General features: G+C 62.4%; 23 protein-coding genes. 20 read left to right on the forward strand and 3 right to left on the reverse strand.

Annotated features, from left to right (window positions below):
- The first annotated feature begins 994 nt into the window (after positions 1-994).
- Complete coding sequence (gene ubiA, locus GYH35_RS23130) at positions 995-1,864, forward strand: 4-hydroxybenzoate octaprenyltransferase (RefSeq protein ID WP_407700224.1); 870 nt, start codon at positions 995-997, stop codon at positions 1,862-1,864.
- A 4-nt stretch (positions 1,865-1,868) separates the two neighbouring features.
- On the opposite strand, the gene GYH35_RS23135 is transcribed toward ubiA, so the two are convergent.
- Positions 1,869-2,600, reverse strand: coding sequence for a ComF family protein (locus tag GYH35_RS23135; RefSeq protein WP_161810305.1), 732 nt, complete (start codon positions 2,598-2,600; stop codon positions 1,869-1,871).
- 125 nt (positions 2,601-2,725) lie between these two features.
- Here GYH35_RS23135 and bioB point away from each other — a divergent pair, with 125 nt between their 5' ends.
- From bioB to GYH35_RS23170, 8 genes are all read left to right on the forward strand, one after another.
- Positions 2,726-3,781, forward strand: coding sequence for a biotin synthase BioB (bioB, locus tag GYH35_RS23140; RefSeq protein WP_161829600.1), 1,056 nt, complete (start codon positions 2,726-2,728; stop codon positions 3,779-3,781).
- Positions 3,782-3,822: 41 nt separating this feature from the next.
- Positions 3,823-4,695, forward strand: a complete 873-nt coding sequence (gene bioC, locus GYH35_RS23145; RefSeq protein ID WP_161829601.1) for a malonyl-ACP O-methyltransferase BioC — start codon at positions 3,823-3,825, stop codon at positions 4,693-4,695.
- 66 nt (positions 4,696-4,761) lie between these two features.
- On the forward strand, positions 4,762-5,283 hold the full coding sequence (locus tag GYH35_RS23150) for a DUF2244 domain-containing protein (RefSeq protein ID WP_161810303.1): 522 nt from the start codon (positions 4,762-4,764) through the stop codon (positions 5,281-5,283).
- 94 nt (positions 5,284-5,377) lie between these two features.
- On the forward strand, positions 5,378-6,238 hold the full coding sequence (gene coxB / locus GYH35_RS23155; protein ID WP_161810302.1) for a cytochrome c oxidase subunit II: 861 nt from the start codon (positions 5,378-5,380) through the stop codon (positions 6,236-6,238).
- Positions 6,239-6,245: 7 nt separating this feature from the next.
- A complete protein-coding gene (gene ctaD / locus GYH35_RS23160; RefSeq protein WP_161810301.1) occupies positions 6,246-7,838 on the forward strand; it encodes a cytochrome c oxidase subunit I in 1,593 nt (530 codons plus the stop codon).
- Entirely contained in the window at positions 7,838-7,963 is a 126-nt protein-coding gene (locus GYH35_RS35175; RefSeq protein ID WP_268894955.1) for a hypothetical protein, read from the forward strand. Before ctaD ends, GYH35_RS35175 begins: the two co-directional genes overlap by 1 nt.
- Position 7,964: 1 nt before the next feature.
- Positions 7,965-8,504 (forward strand): cytochrome c oxidase assembly protein, encoded by a 540-nt coding sequence (locus GYH35_RS23165; protein ID WP_161810300.1) that lies wholly within the window; start codon positions 7,965-7,967, stop codon positions 8,502-8,504.
- A 45-nt stretch (positions 8,505-8,549) separates the two neighbouring features.
- On the forward strand, positions 8,550-9,434 hold the full coding sequence (locus GYH35_RS23170) for a cytochrome c oxidase subunit 3 (RefSeq protein WP_161810299.1): 885 nt from the start codon (positions 8,550-8,552) through the stop codon (positions 9,432-9,434).
- Between the two features lie 94 nt (positions 9,435-9,528).
- On the opposite strand, the gene GYH35_RS23175 is transcribed toward GYH35_RS23170, so the two are convergent.
- A complete protein-coding gene (locus tag GYH35_RS23175; RefSeq protein ID WP_161810298.1) occupies positions 9,529-9,729 on the reverse strand; it encodes a twin transmembrane helix small protein in 201 nt (66 codons plus the stop codon).
- Between the two features lie 45 nt (positions 9,730-9,774).
- Between GYH35_RS23175 and GYH35_RS23180 the strand changes: the two genes are divergently transcribed.
- The 11 genes from GYH35_RS23180 (at position 9,775) to GYH35_RS23230 (ending at position 20,143) form a co-directional block, all read left to right on the forward strand.
- A complete protein-coding gene (locus GYH35_RS23180; RefSeq protein ID WP_161810297.1) occupies positions 9,775-10,521 on the forward strand; it encodes an SURF1 family protein in 747 nt (248 codons plus the stop codon).
- Complete coding sequence (locus tag GYH35_RS23185) at positions 10,514-11,128, forward strand: thioredoxin domain-containing protein (protein WP_161829602.1); 615 nt, start codon at positions 10,514-10,516, stop codon at positions 11,126-11,128. Before GYH35_RS23180 ends, GYH35_RS23185 begins: the two co-directional genes overlap by 8 nt.
- A gap of 124 nt (positions 11,129-11,252) precedes the next feature.
- Positions 11,253-11,807 (forward strand): hypothetical protein, encoded by a 555-nt coding sequence (locus GYH35_RS23190; protein WP_161810295.1) that lies wholly within the window; start codon positions 11,253-11,255, stop codon positions 11,805-11,807.
- Positions 11,808-11,860: 53 nt separating this feature from the next.
- A complete protein-coding gene (locus tag GYH35_RS23195; protein ID WP_161810294.1) occupies positions 11,861-13,213 on the forward strand; it encodes a c-type cytochrome in 1,353 nt (450 codons plus the stop codon).
- A 60-nt stretch (positions 13,214-13,273) separates the two neighbouring features.
- Complete coding sequence (locus GYH35_RS23200) at positions 13,274-15,043, forward strand: cbb3-type cytochrome c oxidase subunit I (RefSeq protein WP_161810293.1); 1,770 nt, start codon at positions 13,274-13,276, stop codon at positions 15,041-15,043.
- Positions 15,040-15,732 carry a cytochrome c oxidase subunit 3 gene (locus GYH35_RS23205; protein WP_161810292.1) on the forward strand — a complete coding sequence of 231 codons (693 nt, stop codon included), beginning with the start codon at positions 15,040-15,042 and terminating at the stop codon, positions 15,730-15,732. The genes GYH35_RS23200 and GYH35_RS23205 overlap by 4 nt, the downstream gene beginning before the upstream one ends.
- Before the next feature lie 13 nt (positions 15,733-15,745).
- Positions 15,746-16,420: a heme-copper oxidase subunit III family protein gene (locus GYH35_RS23210; protein ID WP_161810291.1), complete on the forward strand. Its 675-nt coding sequence runs from the start codon at positions 15,746-15,748 to the stop codon at positions 16,418-16,420.
- Positions 16,421-16,497: 77 nt separating this feature from the next.
- Positions 16,498-16,848 carry a cytochrome C oxidase subunit IV family protein gene (locus GYH35_RS23215; protein ID WP_407700225.1) on the forward strand — a complete coding sequence of 117 codons (351 nt, stop codon included), beginning with the start codon at positions 16,498-16,500 and terminating at the stop codon, positions 16,846-16,848.
- Between the two features lie 100 nt (positions 16,849-16,948).
- Positions 16,949-17,938, forward strand: coding sequence for a COX15/CtaA family protein (locus tag GYH35_RS23220; RefSeq protein WP_161829603.1), 990 nt, complete (start codon positions 16,949-16,951; stop codon positions 17,936-17,938).
- 62 nt (positions 17,939-18,000) lie between these two features.
- The gene (gene cyoE / locus GYH35_RS23225; protein WP_161810288.1) at positions 18,001-18,906 is read left to right on the forward strand and encodes a heme o synthase; all 906 of its coding nucleotides are present in this window, start codon (positions 18,001-18,003) and stop codon (positions 18,904-18,906) included.
- 16 nt (positions 18,907-18,922) lie between these two features.
- Positions 18,923-20,143: a VanZ family protein gene (locus GYH35_RS23230; RefSeq protein WP_161810287.1), complete on the forward strand. Its 1,221-nt coding sequence runs from the start codon at positions 18,923-18,925 to the stop codon at positions 20,141-20,143.
- Positions 20,144-20,145: 2 nt separating this feature from the next.
- Here the strand turns inward: GYH35_RS23230 and GYH35_RS23235 are convergent, their stop codons facing one another.
- The gene (locus GYH35_RS23235; RefSeq protein WP_161829604.1) at positions 20,146-20,919 is read right to left on the reverse strand and encodes a COG3650 family protein; all 774 of its coding nucleotides are present in this window, start codon (positions 20,917-20,919) and stop codon (positions 20,146-20,148) included.
- Positions 20,920-20,928 lie beyond the last annotated feature (9 nt).

Here is a 20,928-nt window from a genome sequence, read left to right on the forward strand (position 1 = left end):
GCAGATGGATATGCTGAAGCCGACGCCATCGGCCAAGCACAACATGGAAAAGACCCAGCCGCTACACATCATCCCGCCGCCCCCGACGCCGCAAGAGATTGCGAAGACAGCGGCGGCTCCGCCGGCGGCGGCGCCGGAGAGTCATGCTCCCGACAAGACGCAGCCGCTGAATGTCACTCCGCCGGCAACGCCTCCAACTGCTACGGCTTCACCTGCGCACGAAGCGCCGCCGTCTGCGGACGAGCAGAAGCCGGAGAAGATGCAGCCGCTGAATGCGATGCCAGCGGCAACAGCAGCTCCTGCCGTAACCCCTCCACCGCCTGCACCGACACCTGCGCAAGCTAAGCGAAGATCGGAGAAGGCACAGTCCAGCAGGACGCCGGCGCAGACTGAAACTGCAAAGACGGCTGCCGCGTCACCGGCGACTACATGGCCTTTGCCACAGTCCGAAGTAGCAAACACGTCGCCCGCACCAACGCAGGCACATCAAACGAGCCCGAAGGCACCAGCGCCAGCGACGCCATCGCCTGCACCACAGACTGAAGTAGCAAATACATCGCCCGCGCCGACGCCGGCAAATCTCGCGAGCGCGAAGGCATCAGCATCTTCCGCTGCAGCGACAGCGCCGCAGCCGGCGACGACGTGGCCTATGCCACAGTCCGAAGTAACAAACACGCCGGCCGCGCCAACGCAGGCACATCAAGCGAGCGCGAAGACGTCAGCATCGTCCGGCGCAGCGACAGCGTCGGCGCCGCCGCGAAGCGAGCCGGCGAAGCCGGTGGCTGCGGCCGGGTCCTCTCAACGCGACTACATCAAGACAGTCGCGATGATGGCGACGACGCCAGAAGGCACAGCGGCGCCCGCGCCGACGGCTTCTGAGCCGATCCCGCCACCTGACATTGAACAACTGCGCGCCCCGCAGCCGCTGGCGCCGATCCGGCAGCGCTTTCAGTGGCTGGGGCACAAGATCGCGGCCACTTCCTTCGTCACTGAAATCCTTCCTGGCGCAGCGGCGAAGTTGCGTGCCTATGCAGCGCTAACGAGGCTGAACAAACCCATCGGCATCTGGCTCCTGTTGTGGCCGGTACTCTGGGCATTGTGGCTGTCGTCCGGCGGCAAGCCGGATCCTCATGTTTTCATCGTCTTCGTGCTCGGCACGGTGCTCACCCGCTCCGCCGGCTGCGCCATCAATGATTTCGCCGATCGCAATTTCGACGGCCATGTGAAGCGCACCAAAGATCGCCCATTGGTCACCGGCGCGGTCGACCCGATAGAAGCAATCGCGCTGTGCGCGGGACTTGGATTGATCGCATTGGGCCTGGCTTTGACGCTCAATCAGCTCGCGCAGCTGCTGACGTTGGTCGGCGGCGTACTGGTGCTCACGTATCCGTTCTTCAAACGTTTCTTTCCGATGCCGCAGGCCTACCTCGGCATCGCATTCACCTGGTCCGTACCGATGGCGTACGCCGCGCAGACGGGCGCCGTGCCGCGCCCGGCCATCGTGATGTTCATGGCCGGCCTGTTGTGGACAGTGGCTTACGACACGATGTACGCGATGGTGGATCGCGAGGACGACAAGAAGCTCGGCATCCGCTCGAGCGCCATTCTGTTCGGCGACGCAGATCGTTTCATCATCGGCATCATGCAGCTGATGACCCTGCTCGGCCTCTGGCTCATCGGGCACGAGATGGAGCTGGGTCTGTGGTATGGCCTGGGACTGGCGTTCGCAGCGATGTTTGCTCTGTATGAGCAATTCTTGATTCGCAAACGCAAACCCGAGGATTGTTTCAAAGCCTTCCTCAACAACAACTACTTCGGCATGTCGGTGTTCATCGGCATCGTGCTGGAGTACACGTTCCGCTGAGACGTCACTTCCGCTCGGCGCGAGCGACCGCCCACACTTCGATCCACTCCACACCCGCCGCGCGCAGCACTTTTGAGATTTCGTTGGCAGTGCTGCCGGTCGTGACCACGTCGTCGACGATTGCGACATGCCGTGCAGTGAATGGCGCAGTCAATGCAAAAGCGTGCTGGGTATTCTTGAGCCGTTCATTCCGATCCAGCGAGGCCTGTTCCTGCGTCTCGCGATGACGCGCAACTAAATGACTGCTCACGGTCAGCCCGAGCGACTTGCACACCGGCAACGCAAGCTCGCGCGCCTGATTGAACCCACGTTCGCGATAACGCGCGAGACCGAGGGGTACGGGAATGACCAACTCGGGCCGCGTTTGGCGGCGGGAAAGATGCCGAGCCAGCAACTGCCCAAGGATTCGCCCATACACGAGCTCACGCCGATACTTCAGCCCCTGAATCATGCGATCGACCGGAAAGGCATAACGAAACGGCGCGACGCAGGCATCGAACACCGGCGGCCGCTGCAGACAGCGACCGCACAGCGCCAGCCCGGAATGCACAGCCGGCAGCGGCTCGGCGCAATGCTCGCAGGCGTTGTCGTTCAAAGGCAGATCGCCCTCGCAACCGGCGCACAAATCGAGGTTTTCTCGGCCGGATTGCCCGCAAAGCGCGCAGCGGGGCGGCCATAGACAGTGCGCGGCCGCGCCGGCCCATCGGCCGATAATGTCGACTGTGATTCCCACCATCGGTTGACAGGCTTCCCGGCGGCCACGAATACTCAGCGCCGACTGACCCTGCGCGACGCCTGAACGGGAGCTTGGAGCTGCCGAGCCGCGCGCAGCGCCCGAATAAATTGAGGTTTGCCGTGGAAATGACCCGTTCCGAAGCCGTTCGCAACGCTACGCTGGTCGATCGCCTGGGTGCCGTGCGCACCGATTGGACGCTGGAGGAAGTGCGCGAGCTGTTCGCTCTGCCGTTCTCCGATCTGATCTATCACGCGCAACGCGTGCATCGGTTGTACTTCGATCCGAATCAGGTGCAGATCAGCACCTTGCTGTCGATCAAGACCGGCGCGTGCCCGGAAGACTGCTCTTATTGCTCGCAAAGCATCCGCTTCGAGACCGGTTTGAAGTCCGAGCCGCTGATGGATCTCGACGATGTGATGGAGAAGGCGCGCGCAGCGAAGGCGAACGGCGCGACTCGCTTCTGCATGGGCGCGGCGTATCGCAGCCCGAAGCCGAAGCAGCTCGCGCAGATCGCCGAGATGATCAAAGGCGTGCGTGCGATGGGAATGGAAACGTGCGTGACGCTCGGCATGCTGACGCCGGAACAGGCGCATCAGCTCAAGGACGCGGGATTGGATTACTACAATCACAATCTCGACACGTCCGAGTCTCACTATAAGAAGGTGATCACGACGCGCACCTACCAGGACCGGCTCGATACGCTCGAAGCCGTGCGCAACGCGGGGATCAACGTGTGTTGCGGCGGCATTCTCGGCCTGGGCGAGAACGAACAGGATCGCGCGGAGCTGTTACACACGCTCGCGACGCTGCCTCAGCATCCGGACAGCGTGCCGATCAATCAGCTCATGCAGGTGCCGGGCACGCCGCTGTACGGCGCGGAGAAGCCGGATGGCGTGGATTTCGTGCGCGTGATCGCGGTCGCTCGCTTGCTGATGCCGAAGGCGCATGTGCGCTTGTCCGCCGGCCGCTCCGGCATGAGCGATGAAACGCAGGCCCTGGCGTTCCTCGCGGGCGCGAATTCGATTTTCTACGGCGACAAGTTGCTGACGACCGAAAACCCCGAAGAAGACAAGGACCGCCAGCTGTTCGCCAAGCTCGGAATTACTCCGGAGCCGCTGGCCGAGCAGAGCGCGCCTGCTTGCTCGCGCCGCTTCGAGGACGAGCAACTCATCGCGAATTGATGGGGGACGGGCGCGAGCGCAAAGCGCGATATCCTTCGGCCATGCCCGATGAGTATTACCTCGACCCCGCCCGTGTCAGACGATCCTTCGATCAGGCCGCGAAGACCTACGACGCCGCGGCCGTCGTCCCGGCCGAAATCCGCAACCGGCTGCTCGAGCGGCTCGATTTCGTAAAGCTGCAACCGAAGGTCGTGCTCGACCTCGGCGCGGGCACCGGCCATGCGAGCAAGGCGCTCAAGCACCGCTACAAATCCGCCGACGTCATCGCCATCGATCTCGCGCCGCGCATGCTGGCGGAAGCCGACCGCCAGCAGAGCTGGCTGCGCAAATTCCATCGGGTCGCCGCCGACGCGCATCGACTTCCCGTCAAAGACGCCAGCGCGCAGCTGGTCTTCAGCAACCTGATGCTGGAGTGGTGCCACGATCCGGACGCCGTGTTTCAGGAAATCCGCCGGGTCCTGCAGCCGGGCGGGCTGCTGACCTTCGCGACCCTCGGGCCGGACACTTTGCGCGAATTGCGCGAGGGCTGGCGAAAAATCGACGCCTACCCCCACGTTCATCGCTTTATCGACATGCACGACCTGGGCGATGCGCTGATGCGCGCTGGACTGGCGGAGCCGGTGATGGACACCGAGCGGCTGACCGTAACTTACCCCCACCTCGATGCGTTGCTGACCGAGCTGGTCGCGAGCGGCTCGAGCAATCTGGCCCACGGCCGGACGCGCGGACTGACTGCCAAAGGCCGGCTCGAGTCCCTGCGACAAGCCGTCCGACCGGCCTCGGAACAGGCCGCACTACCGGTCTCCGTCGAAGTGGTCTACGGTCATGCCTGGGCGGGCGAGCTGCGTCCCCGCTCACGCGCGGGGGGCGAAGTACGCATTCCAGTGAGCAACGTCACCCGCTTGAAGCGTTAAGTTTTTAGAAATCGATCGATAGCAGTAACAAAGAAAATGTAACTCTTTGGTAAAAGCATCTTTACGATGAACGCTCGGGCCGACCTGCCGCCGCCTCGCCCGACCCCGGACGCCGCTCCCGCGGAACGGGTGCTCGAGCTCGTGCCCCACCGGTCGCTCACTCCCAAGACCGCGCGCATCTTCATCGTGTTGGTCGCCATACCCACCTTCGCCGTCGCACTTATGTTTACAGCCCAGGGGTTCTGGCCGGTCCTGCCCTTTGCCGGCCTGGAAATCGGGTTACTGACCTGGGCGGTCCGCGCCTCCATGCGCTCAGGGCTGGAGCGGGAAACCATTACAGTGACCCAGGACTCGGTGATCATCAGACACTGGGACCGCCGTGGTGTGCAGTCATCGGTATTTCCTAGACATTGGTCGAGGGTTACACTCCACGCCCCGCCGGCGGCGCTACATCCCAGCCGACTCGTCTTGGAGTCGCGTGGTCACGCCTGCGAGGTGGGCAGGTTTCTCACAGAGGACGAGCGCCGCAGCCTCGCGGTGCGTCTAAAGCAGCTGGTGGGGAATATGAACGAAACGCCCGCGCTATGAGTTAGCGCGGCGTTGAACTGCGTGCGCAGCTCGGAGTGTCGGCACTTCGAGCGCGGGCGCGGGCAGAACGAAGCACTTGGGAGCATTAGGGCCAATGAAGATCGTGAAATACGCCGCAGCCGGTTCACTAGCGGCGGCAGCGTTACTGCCCACCGGGGCGGCGCTGGCGGCATGGGAAATCAACATGCCGGTCGGCGTGACGGAGCTGAGTCGCGACATCCACGGCCTGCACATGATGATCTTCTGGATCTGCGTGCTGATCGCGATCGCGGTGTTCGGCATGATGATCTACTCGATCGTGAAGTTCCGTCACTCGCAGGGCGCGGTGCCGGCCACCTTCGACCACTCCACCAAGGCCGAGATCGTCTGGACCATCATTCCGGTCGCGATCCTGGTCGGCATGGCCATTCCGGCCGCCGCCACGCTGGTGAAGATCGAGGACACCCGCGACTCGACCCTGACCATCAAGGTCACGGGCTATCAGTGGAAGTGGGAGTACGAATACCTCGATCAGAAGGTGAAGTTCTTCTCCACGCTGGCGCGCGACAGCGACGCCGCCCGCCAGACCGGCTCGGGCATCGACCCGAGCAGCGTCCCCAACTATCTGCTCGAAGTGGACAAGCCGCTGGTGGTGCCGGTCGGCGCGAAGGTGCGCGTGCTGCTCACTTCGAACGACGTGATCCACGCCTGGTGGGTGCCGGCCTTCGGCATGAAGAAGGACGCCATCCCGGGCTTCGTGAATGAATTGTGGTTCCGCGCCGACGAGCCCGGAATCTATCGCGGCCAGTGCGCCGAGCTGTGCGGTCGCGACCATGGCTTCATGCCGGTGGTCGTGCATGTGAAGCCGCAGGCCGAGTACGACAGCTGGCTCGCCGAGCAGCAGGGTGGCGCAGCCCCCGCCGCTGCCGCCCAAGTTGAGAATGCAGCGCCGGTAACGGCCGCTGCCGCGGAGTAATAGAACCATGGCACACGCACACGACGCTCACGCTCACGATCACCACGACGATCACGGCCCGGCCAAGGGCATCGGTCGCTGGCTGTTCGCGACCAACCACAAAGACATCGGCACGCTGTACATGCTGTTCAGCCTGTTGATGTTCTTCGTCGGCGGCACCATGGCGCTGGTGATCCGCGCCGAGCTGTTCCAGCCCGGCATGCAGCTGGTCGATCCGATGTTCTTCAATCAGATGACCACCATGCACGCGCTGATCATGATCTTCGGCGCGGTCATGCCGGCGTTCGTGGGTCTCGCGAACTGGATGATTCCGCTGCAGGTCGGCGCGCCGGACATGGCGCTGCCCCGCATGAACAACTTCAGCTTCTGGATCCTGCCGTTCGCCTTCACCATGCTGATCGGCACGCTGTTCGTGCCGGGCGGCGCCCCGGCCGGCGGCTGGACCATGTATCCGCCGTTGTCGCAGCAGACCGGCGAAGCGTTCCCGATGCTGATCTTCGCCGTGCACTTGATGGGTGCTTCTTCGATCATGGGCGCGATCAACGTGATCGTGACGATCATGAACATGCGCGCGCCCGGCATGTCCTTGTTGAAGATGCCGATCTTCGTCTGGACGTGGTTGATCACGGCGTACTTGTTGATTGCGGTGATGCCGGTGCTCGCGGGCGCCGTGACCATGCTGCTGACCGACCACTACTTCGGCACGACCTTCTTCGAGGCGGCCGGCGGCGGCGACCCGGTGATGTTCCAGCACATCTTCTGGTTCTTCGGTCACCCCGAGGTGTACATCATGATCCTGCCGGCGTTCGGCATCGTCTCGGAGATCATCCCGACGTTCTCCCGCAAGCCGCTGTTCGGCTACGACGCGATGGTGTACGCGACCGCTTCGATCGCCTTCCTGTCGTTCATCGTGTGGGCGCACCACATGTTCACGGTGGGCATGCCGCTGGCCGGTCAGATGTTCTTCATGCTCGCGACCATGCTGATCGCGGTGCCGACCGGCGTGAAGGTGTTCAACTGGACCGCGACCATGTTCAAGGGCTCGATCAGCTTCGAGCCGCCGATGCTGTTCGCGATCTCCTTCCTGTTCCTGTTCACGATCGGCGGCTTCTCGGGCTTGATGCTCGCGATCGTGCCGGCGGACTTCCAGTATCACGACACCTACTTCGTGGTGGCGCACTTCCACTACGTGCTGGTGCCGGGCGCGGTGTTCTCGCTGATGGCCGCGGCGTACTACTGGCTGCCGAAGTGGACCGGCCACATGTACAACATGAAGCTGGCCAAGGCGCACTTCTGGCTGTCGACCATCTTCGTGAACGTGCTGTTCTTCCCGCAGCACTTCCTGGGTCTGGCCGGCATGCCGCGTCGTATCCCGGACTACTCCACGCAGTTCGCCGACTGGAACATGATTTCCTCGATCGGCGCCTTCGGCTTCGGTCTGTCGCAGCTGCTGTTCGTTTACATCGTCGTCTCGTGCATCCGTGGCGGTGAGAAGGCGAGCGACAAAGTTTGGGACAGCGGCCGTCCGCATGGCTTGGAATGGACCCTGAGCTCGCCGCCGCCGTATCACAGCTTCGAAACCGCTCCTGAAGTGAAGTAATGGCTACCGAGATTCGAGATCCGGAACGCAAGCGGGGCATCCAGCGCACGGTCATCTGGCTGTTGCTGCTGGCCGCGTCGTTCTATTTCGGTTTCATCGCCATGGCGGTGATGCGGTCGCAGTGACATGACAGAGGCACCGCTCAAAAAGGCGAATCGCTCGCTGACCCGGCAGCTGTGGATCTTTGCTGCCGGCAGCTTCGCGTTCGGCTTCGCGCTGGTGCCCCTGTACAACGTGATTTGCGACGTCACCGGTTACGGCGATCGCACCAAGCTGGTGGAGGCGAGCAGCTTCACCGCGCCGGAAGACAAGAACCGGCTGGTGACGATCGAGCTGCTGTCGGATTCGCCGGCGATCGGCGATTGGGAGTTCCGGCCCGCCGTCGGCAGCATCGAAGTGCATCCCGGGCGTTTGAGCGAAGCGAAGTTTTACGCGCGCAATCTGCGCAATCAGGCGGTGGTGGCTCAGGCCATCCCCAGCATCGCGCCGCTGCAAGCGACCAAGTACTTCCACAAGACCGAATGTTTCTGCTTCACGCCGCAGCCGTTCGACGCGCAACAGGAGCGGGAGCTCACGGTGCGCTTCATCGTCGACCCGAAGCTGCCCGTGAACATCGATCGCTTGACGCTCTCGTATGTCATGTACGACGCGAAGAGCACCAGCTGATTTTTGAGTACCGAACTGATTCGTTGAAATGAGTGGCAGATAACTATGGCCCACGCACAGACCACGCACGCGCCGTCCGAGAAGTATTACGTTCCCCACAGTAGCCCGTGGCCGCTGGTGGGCTCGATCGCTCTGTTCACGACCGTGGGCGGAGGCGCGATGTGGCTCAACCACTCGAACGCCGGTCCGTGGGTGATGACGGTGGGCTTCGCCATCCTGCTGTTCATGTTCGCCGGCTGGTTCGGCGCCGTGATCAAGGAGAGCGAAGGCCGCTTCTACAATGACGCGGTGGACCGCTCGTTCCGCATGGGCATGATGTGGTTCATCTTCTCCGAAGTCATGTTCTTCGCGGCGTTCTTCGGCGCGCTGTGGTACGCACGTAACTTCTCGGTGCCGTGGCTGGGCGGTGAAGGCACGCGCGCGCTGACCAAGATCATCCGTGGCGACAACTACGAAGCGTCCTGGCCGACCGACGGCCCGGGCGATGTCGGCGGCGACTTCGACGTGATTCCTGCGTTCGGTCTGCCGGCGATCAATACCGCGATCCTGCTGACTTCCGGCATCACGATCACCATCGCGCATCACGCCATCAAGGCCGGCAACCGCGCCGTGCTGAATATCTTCCTCGGCCTGACCATCGCGCTGGGCTTCCTGTTCGTGTACCTGCAGGCGCACGAGTACATCGAGGCTTATCAGCACTACAACCTGAAGCTGACCTCGGGCATCTACGGCTCGACGTTCTTCATGCTGACCGGCTTCCACGGCTTCCACGTGACCATGGGCGCGATCATGCTGGCGGTGGTGTGGTTCCGCTGCTTGAAGGGCCACTTCACGCCGACGCATCACTTCGCGTTCGAAGGCGTGGCCTGGTACTGGCACTTCGTCGACGTGGTGTGGCTGGGCCTGTTCGTATTCGTGTACTGGCTGTAACCAGTCGACAGCACTGACTGCGGAGCGCCGATCTGCGAGCGCTCCGCGACTTCCCGGGGCCGCCGCTTCAACTGAACGCGGCGGCCCTTTTGCTTTACATGCCTTGCGGCGTGATCAGGCCCTGCGACCAGGCCAGCAGCAACAGCAGGAACAGCAACACGGACAGCCCGACGCGCACCGACAGCGCATTGACCATCTTCTTCGACGTACCCTTGTCGGTGACCAGATAGAACAGGCCGGAGGCCATGCTGAGCACGATGGCGACCAGGCAGGCGATGATGAAGAACTTGACCATGGCACTCTCCTGATCCGACTTCACGCGGATCGCAAGCAGTATATCGTGAGCGCTACTGACACAAAGCCGAAGACCCGCGTTTGGCGTCCGAGCATGTTCGGGGCCGCGCTGACCGTGTTCGGCGTGGCCTTCTTCCTCTGGCTCGGCTTCTGGCAGCTGGGCCGGGCCGATCAGAAGCAGGCGCTGCTCGATCAGTATGCAACCGCGCAGCAGACGCAGGTCGAGATCACCCCGCAGAACGCCGCCAGCCTGCCGCGCTATCAGCGAGCCGAAGTTTCGGGTCGGTTCGATCCGGCACACCAGATCCTGCTCGACAACATGCCCTCGCACGCCGGACAGCCGGGCTATCGGGTGGTCACTCCGTTCGAAACGGCGGCAGGTTGGCTGCTGGTGGATAGAGGGTGGTTGCCTCTGGGCGGCTCACGCAGTCAGTTGCCGGACATCCAGGTCGGAAATGACCAGCGCACGATCACCGGCACCGTCGATGAGTTGCCTCGAGCGGGCATCGAGCTGAAGGCGCCGTCGGTGGACGCCAGTGTTCCCTGGCCGCGTGTGCTCAGCTTTCCTCAGCAAGCTGCGCTCGAACAGCAGTTGGGTCAGAAGCTCATTCCCGGACTGTTGTTGCTCGATGCTTCACAACCCGACGGCTACGAACGCATCTGGGAAGCCCATCTCGGCTTCCGTCCCGAGCGTCACGTCGGCTACGCCGTGCAGTGGTTCGCGTTCGCCGCCGCTGCCGTGATTCTGTTCGTTATCACCAGTTTCCGTACCAAGAAGGCAACAGATGAATAGTCCCGTTGACCCGGCCCAGCCCCGGCCGGTCGCTCGCAAACAAATCTGGATCCTGGTCGGCGCCTTCTTCGCGCCGCTGGCGTTGGCGTTCGTGCTCTATTACGGCATGGGCGTGCGTCCCCATGGCAACACCAACAAAGGCGATTTGATTCAGCCGGCGCGGCCGCTGCCGGAAGTAGAGCTGCCGGGCGCGACGGATCAAACGCTTGCCGCGAATGCTCTGCGCGGCAAGTGGAGCATGCTGTTCATCGGCGATGGCGCTTGCGACGCCCGATGTCGGGAAGCCCTTACGTTGATGCGTCAAACGAGACTGGCGCTCGGCGACAAGATGGAACGAGTCCAGCGCGTGTTTCTGGTCAGCGGCAACTGCTGCGATCAGGCTTATCTCGAGGCTGAACAAAGCGGCCTGTTGCTCGGACGCATCGATAATTCCGCGGGCCAGACATTGTTAGAAACATTCCCGGATGCAGCCCAGGCAGCCAGCCTCGGACGCATTTATCTGGTCGATCCGCTCGGCAATCTGATGATGAAATATGAGCCTGACGCGCCGCAAAAAGGGCTGTTGGAAGATTTGAAGAAATTACTGAAGCTGTCGCATATCGGATAACTGTGACACACTCGTGCCGCTAGCGAAGGAGTGCGCCACGGCATTTCTTCGCGCGCAGATTGAATTGAACAAAAGAGGTATCGCGTAACGGTCGATTAGTTCTGCAGCAGCTCGGGGGATTGCCATGAAATGCATCTACTACCTGTCGTCGACGCTGAAGTGCACACAGGACGTTTCAGATGATCTGCATGAAGTGGGCGTCGAAGATTTCTATCTGCACGTCATCTCCAAAGATGAGTGCGGCCTGAAGAAACAACACATCCATTCCTCGAACTACTTAGAAACACTGGACATTGTCCGGGATGGTTTCATCGGCGCGGCGCTCGGCTTCGTCGCCGGCCTGATCGGCATCGGGCTGCTGATGTACTTCAAACCCTTCGGCCCCGACTTCGAAGTCCCGACATTGGTCTACGCCATCCTGGTCGGCGCCGCGACGTTGTTCGGTGCGTGGGAAGGCGGCCTGACCGGCATCGCCACCGAGAACAACAAGCTCAAGAAGTTTCACGACGATATCGCCGCCGGCAAATATCTGATCCTGGTCTATGTCAGTAAGCACCAGGAAGCAACGGTCCGCAAAATGATGGCGGAACGTCATGCGGATGCCGAAATGGTCGGCGTCGATTCGCACTTCGTCAACCCATTCACGTCCGTGGAGCGAGTCACCGCACCCAAAGCCTGAAGACAACAACAACCAACAAGCGCGCTTCAGGGAAACGAAGAGGGGAACCGCCAATGCTGATAGCGATCGCACTGATCGTGCTCGTCGTGGCCACGGTGCTGTTTCATTTCTTGAGCCCTTGGTACTTCACGCCGATCGCCTCCAACTGGGATACCGTCGATGCGACCGTCGACGTGACTTTCTGGGTGACGGGCGTCGTGTTCGTCGCGGTGAATCTGTTCCTGGCCTACTGCATCATTCGTTACCGGCACCGCAAGGGCAACAAAGCCCATTACGAGCCGGAGAACAAGAAACTCGAATGGTGGCTGACCGGCATCACCTCGGTCGGCATCGCCGCGATGCTCGCGCCGGGTCTGTCGGTGTGGGCCAAATTCGTCACCGTGCCGGAAGACGCAGCGGCGGTGGAAGTGCTGGGCCAGCAATGGGCCTGGAGCTATCGGTTCCCCGGCAAGGATGGCGAGCTCGGCGCATCGCACGCCCACCTGATCAGCGTCGACAATCCTTTTGGCATGGATCCGAACGATCCGGTCGGTCAGGACGATGTGCTGGTCTCCAATCCGCAGCTCCATCTGCCCATCGACAAGCCCGTGAAGATGCTGTTGCGCGCGAAGGATGTGAACCATCAATTCGCCGTGCCGCAATTTCGCGTGAAGATGGACATGGTGCCCGGCATGGTCACGCACTTCTGGTTCACGCCCACGCGCACCGGCGAGTTCGACGTGCTCTGCGAGCAGCTCTGCGGCATGGCTCACTTCGCCATGCGCGGCCGCGTCGTCGTGAATACCCAAGAGGACTTCGATAAGTGGCTCGATGCGCAGCCGACGTTCGAACAAACGCTCACCGCGACCAAAGGCGATCCGGTCGCGGGCCAGGCATTGTTCGCGACCTGCACGGCGTGTCATGGCGCAAAGGGCGAAGGCAATCGCGAGCTGAATGCGCCGAAGCTCAGCGGCCAGGCCGATTGGTATCTGGTGCGACAGCTGCAGAGCTTCAAGGCGGGCGTACGCGGCTCGAATGACCAGGACGCGCCCGCGAAACAAATGATTCCGTTCGCGTCCATGCTCGCCGACGACGCCGCGGTTCGAAACGTCGTTGCTTATATAAAGACTCTGCCGGAAGTGCGTCCGGCGGCCAGCGTGGTAGGCGATCCGGTTCGCGGCAAGGAATTGTATGAAACCTGCTCGGCCTGTCATGGCGACACGGCCAAGGGCATCTGGGCGACGAACGCGCCCCGGCTGTCCAACATGAGCGACTGGTACATGGCGCGCCAGCTCCAGCACTTCCGCGACGGCATTCGCGGCGGTCACCCACAGGACTTTCATGGCGCCCAGATGCGATCGATGGCGAAGGTGCTCGCCGACGATCAGGACGTCGCCGACGTTCTCGATTACATACGGACCTTATAAACCCCGCTCCCAGGCGAGATCAGAAGGCTTATCCAGAACATGTAGAAGGAGTGTGTGTCGATGGCTTTTGTAGCAATCGCCGATCGCGATCACGAGCACGCCCTGCACGATCCGCAGAGTTTCATCCGCAAGTACATCTGGAGCCAGGACCACAAGGTGATCGCCGTGCAGTACGCACTGGTGGCGATCTCGATCGGTCTGGTGGCGCTGACGATGTCGGTGCTGATGCGGCTGCAGCTGGGCTTTCCGGATACCTTCAACATCATCGCCCCGCAGGAGTACTACCAGTACATCACCATGCACGGGATGATCATGGTGATCTATCTGCTGACGGCGCTGTTTCTCGGCGGCTTCGGCAACTATCTCATTCCGCTGATGCTGGGCGCGCGGGACATGGTGTTCCCGTATCTGAACATGCTCAGCTTCTGGTTTTACCTGCTCGCGGTCCTGGTGCTGGTGGCGGGGTTCTTCGTGCCCGGCGGTCCGACCGGGGCGGGCTGGACGCTCTATCCGCCGCAAGCGGTGCTGCCGGGCACACCAGGCGCGACCTGGGGCATCATTTGCATGCTCGCCTCGCTCGCGATCTTCATCGTCGCATTCACGATGGGCGGCCTGAACTATGTGACGACGGTGCTGCAGGCCCGCTGCCGAGGCATGACGTTCATGCGCATGCCGCTGTCGGTGTGGGGCATCTTCATGGCCTCCATCCTCGGCTTGCTGGCGTTCCCCGCATTGTTCGTTTCCGCGATCATGATGGCGCTGGACTCGCTGATCGGCACCAGCTTCTTCATGCCGGCCGTGGCGTCCATGGGCGAGAAGACGGTGCACACCGGCGGCAGTCCGCTGCTGTTCCAGCACTTGTTCTGGTTCTTCGGTCATCCCGAGGTTTATATCGTCGCGCTGCCGGCGTTCGGCATCGTCTCCGATCTGCTCAGCACGCACGCCCGTCGCAACATCTTCGGCTATCGCATGATGGTGTGGGCGATCCTGGCGATCGGCTGCCTGAGCTTCGTCGTGTGGGCGCACCACATGTACGTGAGCGGCATGAATCCGTACTTCGGCTTCTTCTTCGCGACCACGACGCTGATCATCGCGGTGCCGACCGCCATCAAGGTCTACAACTGGGTGCTGACGATATGGCGTGGCGACGTGCACCTCACGGTGCCGATGCTGTTCGCGATCGGCTTCATCTTCACGTTCATCAATGGCGGCCTGACCGGATTGTTTCTTGGCAATGTGACGGTCGACGTGCCGCTGTCGGGCACCTACTTCGTGGTCGCGCACTTCCACATGGTGATGGGCGTGTCGCCGATTCTGGTGGTGTTCGGCGCCATCTATCACTGGTATCCGAAGATCACCGGGCGCATGTTCGATGAGGCGCTCGGCAAGTTTCATTTCTGGATGACGTTCCTCGGCGCATACGCGATCTTCTTGCCGATGCACTACATGGGCATCCTGGGCGTGCCGCGCCGTTACTACGGCTATAGCGACGCCATTCAGTTCATTCCGCCTTCGGTCCATGAAGCCAATGAATGGATTTCGATCTCGGCGATGATCGTCGCCGCCACCCAGCTGGTGTTCCTCTACAACCTGATCCACTCGTACTTCAAAGGTCCGGTGGCCGATCCCAATCCGTGGCGCGCCACGACTCTGGAATGGCAGACGCCGCAGACGCCGCCGAAGCATGGCAACTGGGGCAAGGACCTGCCTGAAGTGCATCGCTGGGCTTACGATTACAGCGTGCCGGGTGCGCCGGAGGACTTCATTCCTCAGAACGTGCCGCACTCCGATAAGACGCCGGTCGGCCGTGAGCATGGGGTGCCGACATGAGCTTGACGGTCGCATACGGTGCGCTCGCCACCGGCATCGTTGTGTGGTTCATACTCGTTATGAAGCTGCGCTCGAAGCCGTGGGAAGCCACCGCGGCCGCCGCTCCTCAGGGGACGGGCTTCTCGGTTTCGGCAAAGCGCATCGGTCTGTGGATCTTTCTTGCGGTCGTCACCTCGCTGTTCTGTTTGTTCCTCTCCGCCTATTACATGCGGATGGGCCAGCACGCGGGCCACGGCTCGCCGATGGCCGCGGGCGATTGGAAGGCGATTCGCGATCCTACGATCCTGTGGTTCAACACGGTGCTGCTGATCCTCGGCAGCGTCACCATGCAGTCGGCGCGGGCCTCGGTCGCGAAGAGTCAGGTCGACCAGACTCGAGTGCGCTTGTTTGCAGCCGGCCTGCTGACACTCGCGTTCCTGGTCGGCCAGTGGCTTGCCTGGAGCGAGATTCGTTATTCCGAGTTTTTCACGCCGCTGAATCCCGCAGTCGCATTCTTCTACGTGCTCACCTTCGTGCATGCACTGCATCTGCTGGGCGGATTGGTGGTATGGGCGCGCACCTTCGCGCGCTCGCTGCGCAAAGACGTGGAGCTGATCGACGTTCGTTTGAGCGTCGAGCTCACCTCGGTCTACTGGCATTACCTGTTGCTGGTCTGGCTGGGGCTGTTCGCTGTGTTGTTATCGACGTGAGCGAGAGGCAAGCATGAGCCACGAACCTGCCACCTTGGAGCCTGGTTTCAGAGGCGTGACCGCGGACTGGTCCGCGGACAAGCAGGCCTTCCCGGTGCCTTGGGGCAAGGCAATGATGTGGATTTTCCTGCTCTCGGACACGTTCATCTTTTCGTGTTTCCTCACGTCGTACATGAACGTGCGCATGTCGACGACCGATCCGTGGCCGAATACCGCCGAAGTATTCGCGCTCACCGTCGCCGGTCATCATATTCCGTTGTTGCTGATCGCCATCATGACCATGGTGCTCATCACCAGCAGCGGCACGATGGCGATGGCGGTGAACTTCGGCTATCGGCGCGATCGCAAGCGCACTGCCCAATTGATGTTTGCAACGGCGGCGCTGGGGCTTTGTTTCGTCGGCATGCAGGCGTTCGAGTGGACCAAGCTGATCGTCGATGAAGGCGTGCGTCCGTGGGGCAATCCAATGGGCGCGGCCCAGTTCGGCTCGTCGTTCTTCATGATCACCGGCTTTCACGGCATGCACGTGACCGGCGGCGTGATCTATCTCAGCGTGGTCGCGTGGCGCGTTCTGAGCGGCTTCTACGATCGCAAAGGCACTTACGAGACCGTCGAGGTCGCCGGCCTGTACTGGCACTTCGTCGATCTGGTGTGGGTATTCATTTTCGCGTTCTTCTATTTGTGGTGACGGGCCGCGCCCGTCCCAACCTACTTGCGGAGAGCGGCATGGCGGTAAGACAGCACGATATCGAGGCGGACGCACCCTTGGATCATCCATCCGCACATGCGGCCGGCCACGGCGCCCATGCGGAAGGCCAGCAGCATCCCATCAAGCTGTATCTGTGGATCTGGCTGCTGTTGTTCGTCTTCAGCGCATTTTCCTACATGGTCGATTACTTCCAGTTGCAGGGCGCGCTGCGCTGGACGCTGATCATCGTGTTCATGCTGATCAAGGCGAGCTTCATCGTGGCGATCTTCATGCACATGGCCTGGGAACGGCTGGCGCTGAAGCTGGCGATCCTGGTGCCGCCACTGACGCTGTTGATCCTGATCGGGCTGATGGCGATCGAAGGGGACTACACGTTCCTCACGAGATTGGCCTCGTTCGTGAAATAACTGTAAGAACGCGCGGGCAAATCGCCCCACCGGCACACAACGGGCGGCGGGACGCTTATCATTGCGCCCCGCTTAAAATCGCCGCGAATCTCAGCAGTTCATGACTCCAAGTTTGGTTCTGTTCCGCCGTCTGGCGCTGGCCGGCGTGCTGCTCGCGCTGGTGGTGGTCGTGCTCGGCGCCTGGGTGCGCTTGAGCGCCGCGGGCCTGGGTTGCCCCGACTGGCCGGGTTGTTATGGTCATTTGAGCGCCGGCAGCGCGGCCGAGAACGTCGACGCCGTCAACCAGGCGTTTCCGCACCGGCCGTTCGAGTATCACAAGGCCATCAAGGAGATGGTGCATCGATACTTCGCCTCGGGCCTGGGCTTGCTGATCCTGGTGCTGGCCGGTCTCGCCATCCGCAATCGCGAGGATCCGCAGCAGCCGGTGGCTTTGCCGATCGCGCTGGTCGCGCTGGTGATATTCCAAGGGCTGCTGGGCATGTGGACCGTCACGCTGCTGCTCAAGCCGCTGATCGTCGTTCTGCACCTGATCGGCGGTTTGTCGACACTCTCGCTGCTGGCCTGGCTGGCCATGCGTCCGCCCCAGGTCGTGGAACAATCCGACAACGGCGGCTTGCGCAAGCTTGCAGCGCTCGGACTGGCGATGCTGGCTCTGCAGATCATGCTCGGCGGCTGGACGAGCAGTAACTACGCGGCCCTCGCCTGCCCGGACTTCCCGACCTGCCAGAACAGCTATTGGCCGGACATGGACATGAAGGACGCGTTCGTGCTGTGGCGGGGATTGGGCATCGATTATGAGGGCGGCGTGCTGGATCATCCGGCGCGCGTGGCCATTCACTTCGTTCATCGGTTGGGCGCGATCGCGGCGGCTCTCATCCTGGGCGCCTTGAGTTTCCTCGCCTGGCGACGGGGGACGACGCCGGCGGTGCGGACCGCGGGCGTGGTGCTCGGGTTGATCTTGGTCGCGCAGCTCATTCTCGGTCCCGTGATGGTCATGCGCGCGTTGCCTCTGGCGCTGGCCACGGCGCATAACGGTGTGGCGGCGTTGCTGCTGCTGGCAACGGTGCGGATGAACAGACTGTTACGCTGATCTCGCGCCCAGGCGCAGGCAAGTGCCTGTAGAATCCGCCGTTGGTCACTGCCGTCTCGCCTATGTCCGCCGTGGAAACCTCCTCACTTCAGCCTGCCGCCTCCTGGCGCGATTACTACGAGCTGGGCAAGCCCCGCGTGGTGATGCTGATCATGTTCACGGCCATTGCCGGCATGTTCCTGGCAGCACCCGGCTTGCCGCCGCTCAATGCGCTGATTTTTGGCACGCTGGGCATCGCCCTGGCGGCGTCCTCCGCCGCGGCTATCAATCACGTCTTGGATCGCCGCTTCGACGAGCAGATGGCGCGCACACGCAATCGCCCGCTGCCGACTGGCCACGTCACCGAGCGTCAGGCGCTGGGCTATGCGCTCGTGCTGGCCGTGGTGTCGATGGTGTTGCTGTGGGGCTGTGTGAATGCGCTGACAGCCGTACTCACTTTTTGCTCGCTGATCGGCTACGCCGTGATCTACACGGTGTGGCTCAAGCATGCGACTCCGCAGAACATCGTCATCGGTGGCGCGGCCGGCGCGGCTCCGCCGGTGCTGGGCTGGACGGCCGTCACTGGCTCGGTCGATCCCCACTCGCTGCTGTTGTTCCTGATCATCTTCACCTGGACGCCGCCGCACTTCTGGGCGCTGGCGATTGCACGGCGCGATGAGTACGCGAAGGCGGGCATTCCGATGCTGCCGGTCGCCTACAGCAGCGATTTCACGCGGCTGCATATCCTGCTCTACACCATCCTGCTCGTGATCGTGACGCTGCTGCCCTACCTCACCGGCATGAGCGGCCTGATCTATCTCGCGGCGGCGCTGATTCTCGGCGCGTTGTTCCTGTTCCGCGCCTTGCAGCTCAAAGTGCGTCAGGACGCCCGTCTGCCCATGCAGACCTTCGGTTACTCGATCACCTACCTGGCACTGCTGTTCGCGGCGTTGCTGATCGATCACTATGTCACCATCCGGCTGACGTAGCCCGCTTCCCGACATCGTGGCTCCGGCGCGCACACCACGAAGCTCGATTCCCTGGCTGACGGCCGCGGTCATCGCGCTGATCCTCTACGGCTCGCTCTATCCGTTCAATCTAAAACCCGATGCGCAGAGCGACCTGCTCGGCGCACTGAGTCAGTTGTCGTGGGCGCGCGCCGGCCGCGGCGATCGCATCTCCAACGTATTGCTCTACCTACCGCTCGGCTTCTGTCTGTATTTGTGGCTGAACGAGCGGCTCCGGCGCGGGCCTTCAGTGACGATTGCGACAGTGCTAGGCACGCTGCTGTCCCTCGGCATTGAAGTCGCGCAGGTGTACGTATCGAAGCGCGTGCCGAGCCTTGCCGATCTCGCGTTGAACTCCGGCGGCACGCTGCTCGGCGCGATCGGCGGCATGGGCTGGACTGCGCTCAGTCATCTCATGCACATGCCGTCGCGCGTGGAGAAACAAACGCGCGATCCTGGCGCGGTCCTCTTGATCGGCTTGTGGCTCGCATGGCGCTTCGCACCGTTCGTGCCGCAGTTCGATCTGGGCAAGCTGAAAGCAGCGCTGCGACCGCTGTTCAATCCCACCTTCGACTTCATCACCGTGCTGATCTTTCTCACCTGCTGGCTGGTCGTGAATCAGGCGGTCGCCGCGATGGTCAGCCGGCCGCGGCGCTTGGAAACATTGTTGCTGCTGATGGCAGCGGTGCTGATCGGCCGCCTGGTCGTCGCGAATCAGGCGTTCGTGCCCGCCGAACTGCTGGCGCTGCTGTTGTTGTTACCGATGGTCGTGATCATGCATCGGCTGCGGCCGCGGCCACGACGGGCTGCGCTGGTGCTCGCCGTCGTCGCGTTGTTGATCATCGAAGAGCTCGCGCCGTTCGATTTCTCACGGCAAGCCGCGCAGTTCGATTTCTGGCCGTTCCTGGCGCTGGTGGATTCCGGCTGGAATCTGGCGGTGGTCGACTGGGTGGAGATGTTCGGCAAATTGTTTCTTTATGGCGCCTTGCTGTGGGTGGTGCGCGAATGGGGCGCGTCCACGGAGTTCGCGTTCGGGGTGATGCTGACCATCGCCACCGTCGTCGAGCTGCTGCAGATCTGGCTGCCCGGCGAACATGCCTCGATCACGGATCCGCTGCTGGCGCTGGCGATCGGCCTGACGTTCCGTTCGCTGTATCGACGTCATCGCCCGCGACGGATCGCGGGCCCGACCAACAGTCTGTCTCTGCGCGAAAGGTGAGATCAGAACGACCTGCTGCCGATGCGTGCGCAGCCGGTGTATTTCTTCCCGTCCAGCGTCGCGCGCGCCGAGTACGCGAAGTACTCGCCCGACATGTCATCACGGCACGCCTGGGCTTCGATCAACAATTCGATCTTGTGCTCGGGGTTGGCCGCGACGTAACTCACGGCCCCTTCGGAATCCTGCGTCTGCGGCGCGGCGATGGAAATTTCCTTGGGATCTTCGGGCTGGCGCCAGAGCAATGCCGCTTCGGTGACCTCGGCGCCCCAGAACGGCTCGTTGCCGCGAGCGGCGACGATGTAATCCTGCGGTGGTGAATCGCACCCGCGCGTCTGCCCGTCCGGCGCCGCGAACAGCGCTTCTTCCAACAAGAAGGTACCGGCGAAGCCCTCGGGTGCGGGCTGATTGATAGCGCGCTCGCCATACGCTTCGATGTACAGCTTCAACCCCTGATCCGCACCATTCGCATCCTTCTCTCCGGAGAACTCGCGCTTCAACACGCCGTCGGTCTGATCGACCAGCAGCAGATCCTTCTGCTCGCCACAGGGACGGAAACTGGCGCGATCGGGGGCCAGCGTGACGATGCCGCGCTTGATGGCGAGCCCCGACTCCGCGGGCGGCTCGGATGTGGCGGGAGCTTCGGATGGCTGGCTGGAGGTGGCGGTATCGGCGGTGGGCGCAGCGGCCGGCGCCACGGGCTCCGGCGCCTTGGAGCATCCCGCCAACGTCAGCAAAACCGCGCAATGGGAAAGTAACATCCCGCGCCAAACACGCATGCACGCCTC

Origin of the sequence: Steroidobacter agaridevorans (genome assembly GCF_009932555.1) — a bacterium.
Classification (GTDB): domain Bacteria; phylum Pseudomonadota; class Gammaproteobacteria; order Steroidobacterales; family Steroidobacteraceae; genus Steroidobacter; species Steroidobacter agaridevorans.